Origin of the sequence: Oribacterium sinus (genome assembly GCF_963553175.1) — a bacterium.
Taxonomy (GTDB): Bacteria; Bacillota; Clostridia; order Lachnospirales; family Lachnospiraceae; genus Oribacterium; species Oribacterium sinus_B.
Window position 1 is genome coordinate 1 of record NZ_CAUVME010000057.1, and the last position, 6,903, is coordinate 6,903.

Sequence of the window (6,903 nt, forward strand, 5' to 3'; positions counted from 1 at the left end):
GCACCATAGAATTTATCGTGGATCAGGAAGGCAAGTTCTATTTTATGGAAATGAATACCCGTATTCAAGTGGAACACGGGGTAACGGAACTGGTAACGGATACGGATCTTGTGATAGAGCAGATTCGGGTCTGTGCGGGAGAGCCTCTTAGCATGACGCAGGAGGAAGTTCTTCTACGGGGACATGCCATAGAGTGTAGAATCAATGCGGAAATTCCGGAGAAGAATTTTATGCCAAGTCCCGGAACCATTACGGCCTTACATTTACCGGGAGGAAACGGGGTAAGAGTGGATACGGCCATTTATACCGGCTACAAGATTCCTATGGAATACGATTCCATGATTGCCAAGGTCTTGGTGCATGGAAAAGATAGGCAAGAGGCTATACGGAAAATGAAGGGAGCCTTGGAAGAAATGCTGGTGCTGGGGGTGGAAACCAACCTGGACTTCCAATATAAAATCATGCAGTCTGAGGCATTTGTGGAAGGAAAGGTGGATACCGGCTTTATTGAGCGTTTTACCTTAGGAGGAAAATAAGCATGAAGGTTGATTTAAATGCGGATGTGGGAGAGAGCTTCGGCCGTTATACCCTGGGTATGGATGATAGCTTGATTCCTCTTCTCAGCTCTGCCAATATTGCCTGCGGCTATCATGCAGGGGATCCTTTGGTGATGGAGAAGACCGTGGAACTGTGTAAAAATGCGGGAGTTGCCTTAGGGGTACATCCCGGATTTCCGGACTTGCAGGGCTTTGGCAGAAGAAATATGGACTGCACACCCAAGGAACTAAAGAACATGCTGCTCTACCAGATGGGAGCCTTGGAAGCATTTTTACATAAGGACGGCTTAAAGCTTCAGCACGTAAAGCCCCATGGAGCCCTTTATAACATGGCCGCAAAGGATGAAGAGCTGGCTAAGGCTATTTGCGATGCGGTAAAGGAATATGATTCTTCTTTGATAATTCTGGCTCAGGCCTCTGGTAAGCTCTACCAATTAGCGGAAAAGATGGGAATTCCCGTAAAGGCGGAGGTCTTTATGGATAGAGCCTATGAGGAGGACGGTTCCTTGGTGAATCGAAGAAAACCGGGAGCCATGATTACCGACGAAGAGGAAGCTATTGAAAGGGTGCTTTCCATGGTACTGGAGAAGAAGGTCAGAGCCATCACAGGAAAGGAAATCCCTATCCAGGCAGATTCCATCTGCGTCCATGGAGACGGAGAGAAAGCCCTGCTTTTTGTAGAAAAGTTAAGGAAGACGCTTGTAAAAGAGGGAGTGACAATAGAAGCCTTCGGTAGAGGTATTTAAGAAGAAAATTATTCATAAAAGCTTGAAGGGAATGGGAAAGTCAAACTAATCCATAGCCTTCATGCGTATAGGTCCGGGATAGGGGTAATCTGAGCCCGCGGGTACTTGCGAAAAACAATAGAAGCGCAGTTTTTTGCTTAGTATCCCCCGGGAGGCGAGGTTAGCGAGAGCGTGCCCCGAGCCCGGACCTATACTGCATGAAGGCTGTTTTTTTGATATTAACATTATTTTCTTCAGCTTTTATGAAATTTTTCTGTATTTCATTGACAGAGAGGATAATAATAGTAAAATATGAAAATGATTTCCGTTTTCATGGATTTTGTATTCAATTCTTTTGGGATTTGATTTTAGTATGAAGAAGACTGAAAAGGAAATCCTGATCGGAAAGCTTCTCTATTGTCAGGAATAGGGGAGCAGAGTTGAGATAGATTTTGTAGGGGAGCGGATATGGAAAAAGGGAAGTACAAAACCCAGCATAAAGAGGAATTGCAGAAATATCTATCCACTTTAGAAGGGGAGCATTTCACGGTAGCGGACTTGGTGATTCATTTCCGTGAAGAGGGAAGGCCCATCGGAACCACCACCATTTACAGGCAGCTGGAAAGACTTTGCGAGGAAGGTTTGGTGAACAAATACCTGATTGACCAAAACAGTCCTGCCTGCTTTGAATATGTGGGGGAGAGGAAGGAAGCTTCCAAGGAACATCTTTTTTTCCATTGCAAATGTAGCCGTTGTGGAGCCTTGATTCATCTGCATTGTCATGAATTGGACTTTATGATGGAACATCTTCTTGTGCATCATGGCTTTCATTGGAATCCGAAAAGGACAGTTTTCTACGGCTTGTGTGAGAACTGTGCCCGGGAGGAGGAAAAGAAGCCTTAAAGTTATTTACCTAGAAAGGAGCCCCTATGGGACTAAGAAAACTGGCGATTGCCACCACATTTTCCTTACTTGCAGCAAATCTTTTTGCCTGTGGAGCAAGTAATGCAGGAAAGACAGAGACTACAGCAGCCACCACACAGGCAGTAGCAGAGAGTAGCAAGGAGGAGAGCAAGGCAAGCGGAGAGAAGCTGAAGATTGTAGCGACCAATTTCCCCGCTTATGATTTTGCAAGAGCTGTTACCAAGGGAGAGGCGGATGTTACCATGCTGGTTAAGCCGGGAGCGGAGACGCACAGCTATGAGCCAAGCCCTCAGGATATTATTACCATTCAAAATGCGGATTTATTCCTCTATGTAGGCGGAGATAGCGATGCCTGGGTAGACGGTATGTTAAAGTCCATGAACAAGGAGGATTCCTCCGTTTTCAAAATGATGGATGCGGTAAATTTAATGGAAGAGGAAACTGTTGAGGGAATGCAGGAAGAAGAGGAGCATGACCACGACCATGAAGGCGAGTCCGGAGAACATAAGGAAGAAGCTGCCGACCATGAGGATAAGGCTTCCGAGGCACAGCGTGACAGCCACGAGGAAGAGGAAGTGGAGATGGATGAGCATGTTTGGACCTCTCCTGTAAATGCCATTCAGATTGTAAAGAAGTTGGATGAGAAGATTTCTTCCCTGGATTCTTCCAAAAAGGATGTTTTTGATAAGAATACAGAGGCCTATGTGAAGGAATTGGAAGAGCTGGATAAGAGCTTTAGAGAAGTGGTAGATTCCGGAAAGAGAAAAGAAATCATTGTGGCAGACCGTTTCCCCTTCGCTTATTTCTGTAAGGAGTACGGCTTGACCTACTTTGCGGCATTCCCGGGCTGCTCTACCGATACCCAGCCTGCTGCACAGACCATTGCCTTCTTACAGGATAAGGTAAAGGAAGACGGCATTCCGGTGGTATTCCACATTGAAATGAGCAACGAGGATATGGTCAACGCCATTTGTAAAGATACGGGAGCCAAGAAAATGCTTTTGAATGCGGTGCATAATGTGACCGATGAGGATTTCAAAGCAGGCAAGACCTATGTTGATTTAATGAAGCCGAATGTAGAGGCATTGAAGGAGGCACTGAATTAATGAGTTATTTTTCCCTAAACAAGATTGGCTTTTCCTATGAAGGGAAGGTGGTATTAGAGGACATTCATTTTTCCGTGGAAAAGGGAGATTATCTTTGTATCGTGGGGGAAAACGGAGCCGGAAAAAGTACCCTTTTAAAGGGTATATTAGGGTTGAAAAAGCCCGGTGAAGGAGAAATCATTCTGGGGGACGGCCTGAAAAGGCAGGATATCGGATATCTTCCCCAACAGACGGAGGCGCAGAAGGATTTCCCTGCCAGTGTTTACGAGGTGGTGGAGTCCGGATGCCTAAACAAGCTTTCCTTATTTCCCTTTTATCGTAAGGAAGATAAGAAGCGGGTAGAGGATGCTCTTCGTTTTTTAAACATTGAGAATTTGAGAAAGTCCTGCTATCGGGAGCTTTCCGGCGGACAACAGCAAAGGGTTCTTCTGGCAAGAGCCCTTTGCGCCGGCTCCAAGCTCTTGATTTTGGATGAGCCTGTGGCAGGTTTGGATCCTAAGGCCCAGACAGAGCTCTATGATTTAATTGACAGATTGAATAAGGAATTAAAGATTACCATCATCATGGTTTCCCATGATGTGAAGGAAATAGTACAAAGAGCAAAGCATATTCTCCATTTGGCCCATAAGCAGTTATTTTTCGGAGAGGCGGAAAAGTATAGAGAGTCGGAGCTTGGAAAAAGTTTTGTGAAGGATTTGGAGGGCTAAATGTTTAAGGTTTTAGGGTCGATGCTTTCCTACGATTTTATGATTCGAGCGATTATCGTAGGTTCTCTGGTTTCCCTGTGTTCTACACTTTTGGGAACCAGTCTGGTTTTAAAAAGATATTCCATGATTGGGGATGGCTTGTCCCACGTGGGCTTTGCAGCCTTGGCAATTGCCTATGCTCTGCAATTAGCCCCCATGTCCGTGTCTATTCCGGTCTGTGTGATTGCGGCATTTTTCCTTTTGCAACTGGAAGAAAATTCCAAAATTAAGGGAGATGCGGCTACCGCTTTACTTTGTAGCGGAGCTTTGGCGGTGGGAGTAATGACGATTTCTTTGACCACCGGTATGAATACAGATGTTTGTAACTATATGTTCGGCTCCATCCTGGCCATCAGTCCCTCGGACATGCGGCTTTCCGTAATTTTATCCGTGGTGGTGCTGTTCCTTTACATTTTCTTCTATCCCCGCATCTTCGCGGTGACCTTTGATGAAAATTTTGCAAAAGCCAGCGGAACCAATACCCGTTTCTACAACATGGTTTTGGCCTTACTGACTTCTATCACCATTGTGCTGGGCATGCGAATGATGGGAACTCTTTTGATTTCCAGTCTGATTGTTTTCCCCTCCATTACCGCCATGCGGGTTTGTAAGAATTTCTTGGCCACCATTATTCTGGCCTCCCTTCTGTCACTCTTTGGATTTTTTGTGGGAATGACTCTGTCCTTCCTTTACAGGATTCCTACGGGAGCTTCCATTGTGGTGATAGATATTGTGTTATTCTTCCTATTTTGTGCGATTGAAGCAATGCGGAATAGAAAGGGATAGAGGATAAGAAAATGAAATTAAGCAGAAAAATGAATACAAAAGAAGAGAAGGCCTTAGGGCCTTTTCGCATTTTCGGAAAAAGCAGAAGAGCAAATGGGATCATCCCTTTGAGAAGGGCTTGTCTTCTTCTTGCCCTTTGCGCAGGAACTTTGGTGGCCTGTAAGGAAAAGGATACCGTGCGGAAGACCCCGGGAAAGGTGGAGAGTACGGAAAGTACTTCTTCCGTATCCGAAGAGGAAGCAATGTCTATGGCGGAGGCGTTGGATGCCTTAGAGTCTAAGGATGCGGCATCGGTGGCGGCGGAAAATACAAATCCCTCCTCAGAAAGTAAAATTGCCGGAAGCACCAATTCCGCAGAAAGCGTGAAGGAAACCGATGAGCAGGGAAGAACCTATCCTATAGATGATTATCCCTACAATCCTAAAGAAGACAGAGGAAAGTATTCTTTGGAGAAGCCGGATATTGTGGTGGGAGATAAACTCTATGCCACCCAGATTAATGACTGGTACAAGAACTTTCAGGATTATGAGGGAAAGACGGTCAGTATTGAAGGGATGTATATGAACTTCGGAGGCTATACTCTGGTGGGAAGAAACGGTCCCTCCTGTCCTTATTGTACCGGTGGCTATGTGAATTTTGAATTTAAAACTGACCTTGATCTTTCCGGATTGGAGTCGGAAAAGTCCTGGATTCGGGTAAAGGGCGTTTTACGGCAGGGAAAGTATTCCATTTCCAAGGATGTTTCCCAGCTAATTTACTATATTGAGGCTTTGGAAGTAGAGAAAATGGATAAGCCCGGAGTGAACCCCATTACAGATTAGATGGTTAGTTTAATATAACTTTTATACTTTTCTTTTTCTTTGTCATTTATACTAAGAGTATAAAATAATAATACTTCTCAATTTTAAGAAAAATTTGAGAAAATCAGAAGGAAGTACTGAATACAGTAGAACAAATAAGGAGGAAAACTATGTTTGAACAAGTAAAATTAGACTATGCCTTTGATGCTCTGGAGCCCCATATCGACACGATGACTATGGAAACCCACTATGGAAAGCATCATGCCACCTACACCAAGAACTTTAATGATGCGGTGGAAAAGGCGGGACTGGGCGAAAAATCTGTAGAAGAGATTCTTTCTTCTCTCTCTTCCGTAGGCGATGAGGCCTTAAGGAACGCTTTACAGAATAATGGTGGCGGTTTCTATAACCATAATTTGTATTTTTCCGTTATGAGTCCTAAAAAGGGAACAAAACCAAGCCCTGCCCTGGCAGAGGCGATCAACAGGGACTTCGGATCCTTGGAAAAGCTGGTGGAAACCTTGCAGAATCTGGCTTTGGGACAGTTCGGTTCCGGCTGGGCGTTCTTATCGGTAGATAAAGAAGGAAAACTTTATGCCACAAAGGCCGCAAACCAGAACAATCCTTTTATGGAAGAAGGACAGCATACCCCCATCTTGGGAATTGATGTTTGGGAGCATGCCTACTACCTTCGTTATAAGAATCTAAGAGGCGACTATCTGAAAAATTTCTTCGAGGTTTTAGACTGGGAGAAGGTCAGCGAGAATTATGAGCAGTGCAAGTAAATTTGTTTCCGGTACTAACTTCAAGCATCGCTTTGCTCGCTTTCAGTAAGTACTGAAGGGCTCAGACTACCCCCTATGAAAGACCTGTACTGCATCAGTCGCGTTGGTTAATGGATTCCTACAGATTTTATTCCGGTAACGCTCTCGCTAGCCAAGTACCGGCGAGTCTGAAGTATTCCTTTTTCAGACCGGTATGAAGGAAACGTGCATATTATCTTTCGAGAAATGAAAAAAGTATTCTACTCCGATACTCATTCTAGCGGAGTAGAATACTTATTTTTTTTCTAAAAATATGCTAAAATAAAGCGCTAAAAAAATTATGTGAGAATTATTGTTAGCACACTATAAAGTATATTTCAAATAGTATAAAAAGGAGAAAAGCGATGGCTGATATGAAAAAAGGAAGCGGGAATAATATCTTTTTGTGTAATGATTTTCCGGGCTATGGGAAGGTGGCTTTGCAGGGGATGATTC

8 protein-coding genes are annotated in these 6,903 nt (G+C 44.3%); all 8 read left to right on the forward strand.

What is annotated here, in order from left to right; all coding sequences use genetic code 11:
* The coding region (locus tag RYO92_RS10480) for an ATP-binding protein (protein ID WP_442945654.1) at nucleotides 1-536 on the forward strand (536 nt) is incomplete at its 5' end.
* A 2-nt stretch (nucleotides 537-538) separates the two neighbouring features.
* A complete protein-coding gene (locus RYO92_RS10485; protein WP_315370340.1) occupies nucleotides 539-1,303 on the forward strand; it encodes a LamB/YcsF family protein in 765 nt (254 codons plus the stop codon).
* A 447-nt stretch (nucleotides 1,304-1,750) separates the two neighbouring features.
* Nucleotides 1,751-2,185 (forward strand): Fur family transcriptional regulator, encoded by a 435-nt coding sequence (locus tag RYO92_RS10490; RefSeq protein WP_315370341.1) that lies wholly within the window; start codon nucleotides 1,751-1,753, stop codon nucleotides 2,183-2,185.
* Between the two features lie 26 nt (nucleotides 2,186-2,211).
* Nucleotides 2,212-3,312, forward strand: coding sequence for a metal ABC transporter substrate-binding protein (locus tag RYO92_RS10495; RefSeq protein ID WP_315370342.1), 1,101 nt, complete (start codon nucleotides 2,212-2,214; stop codon nucleotides 3,310-3,312).
* Nucleotides 3,312-4,019: a metal ABC transporter ATP-binding protein gene (locus RYO92_RS10500; protein ID WP_007155900.1), complete on the forward strand. Its 708-nt coding sequence runs from the start codon at nucleotides 3,312-3,314 to the stop codon at nucleotides 4,017-4,019. Before RYO92_RS10495 ends, RYO92_RS10500 begins: the two co-directional genes overlap by 1 nt.
* Nucleotides 4,020-4,844: a metal ABC transporter permease gene (locus RYO92_RS10505; protein ID WP_315370343.1), complete on the forward strand. Its 825-nt coding sequence runs from the start codon at nucleotides 4,020-4,022 to the stop codon at nucleotides 4,842-4,844.
* Nucleotides 4,845-4,855: 11 nt separating this feature from the next.
* Nucleotides 4,856-5,665 (forward strand): hypothetical protein, encoded by an 810-nt coding sequence (locus RYO92_RS10510; protein ID WP_007155902.1) that lies wholly within the window; start codon nucleotides 4,856-4,858, stop codon nucleotides 5,663-5,665.
* A gap of 149 nt (nucleotides 5,666-5,814) precedes the next feature.
* A complete protein-coding gene (locus RYO92_RS10515) occupies nucleotides 5,815-6,429 on the forward strand; it encodes a superoxide dismutase (protein WP_315370344.1) in 615 nt (204 codons plus the stop codon).
* Nucleotides 6,430-6,903: the final 474 nt, after the last annotated feature.

Bases quoted from the DNA above. Each gene is read 5' to 3' on its own strand.
- RYO92_RS10485 (WP_315370340.1), top strand. From the start codon at position 539: ATGAAGGTTGATTTAAATGCGGATGTGGGAGAGAGCTTCGGCCGTTAT.
- RYO92_RS10510 (WP_007155902.1), top strand. From the start codon at position 4,856: ATGAAATTAAGCAGAAAAATGAATACAAAAGAAGAGAAGGCCTTAGGG.
- RYO92_RS10505 (WP_315370343.1), top strand. From the start codon at position 4,020: ATGTTTAAGGTTTTAGGGTCGATGCTTTCCTACGATTTTATGATTCGA.
- RYO92_RS10495 (WP_315370342.1), top strand. From the start codon at position 2,212: ATGGGACTAAGAAAACTGGCGATTGCCACCACATTTTCCTTACTTGCA.
- RYO92_RS10500 (WP_007155900.1), top strand. From the start codon at position 3,312: ATGAGTTATTTTTCCCTAAACAAGATTGGCTTTTCCTATGAAGGGAAG.
- RYO92_RS10490 (WP_315370341.1), top strand. From the start codon at position 1,751: ATGGAAAAAGGGAAGTACAAAACCCAGCATAAAGAGGAATTGCAGAAA.
- RYO92_RS10515 (WP_315370344.1), top strand. From the start codon at position 5,815: ATGTTTGAACAAGTAAAATTAGACTATGCCTTTGATGCTCTGGAGCCC.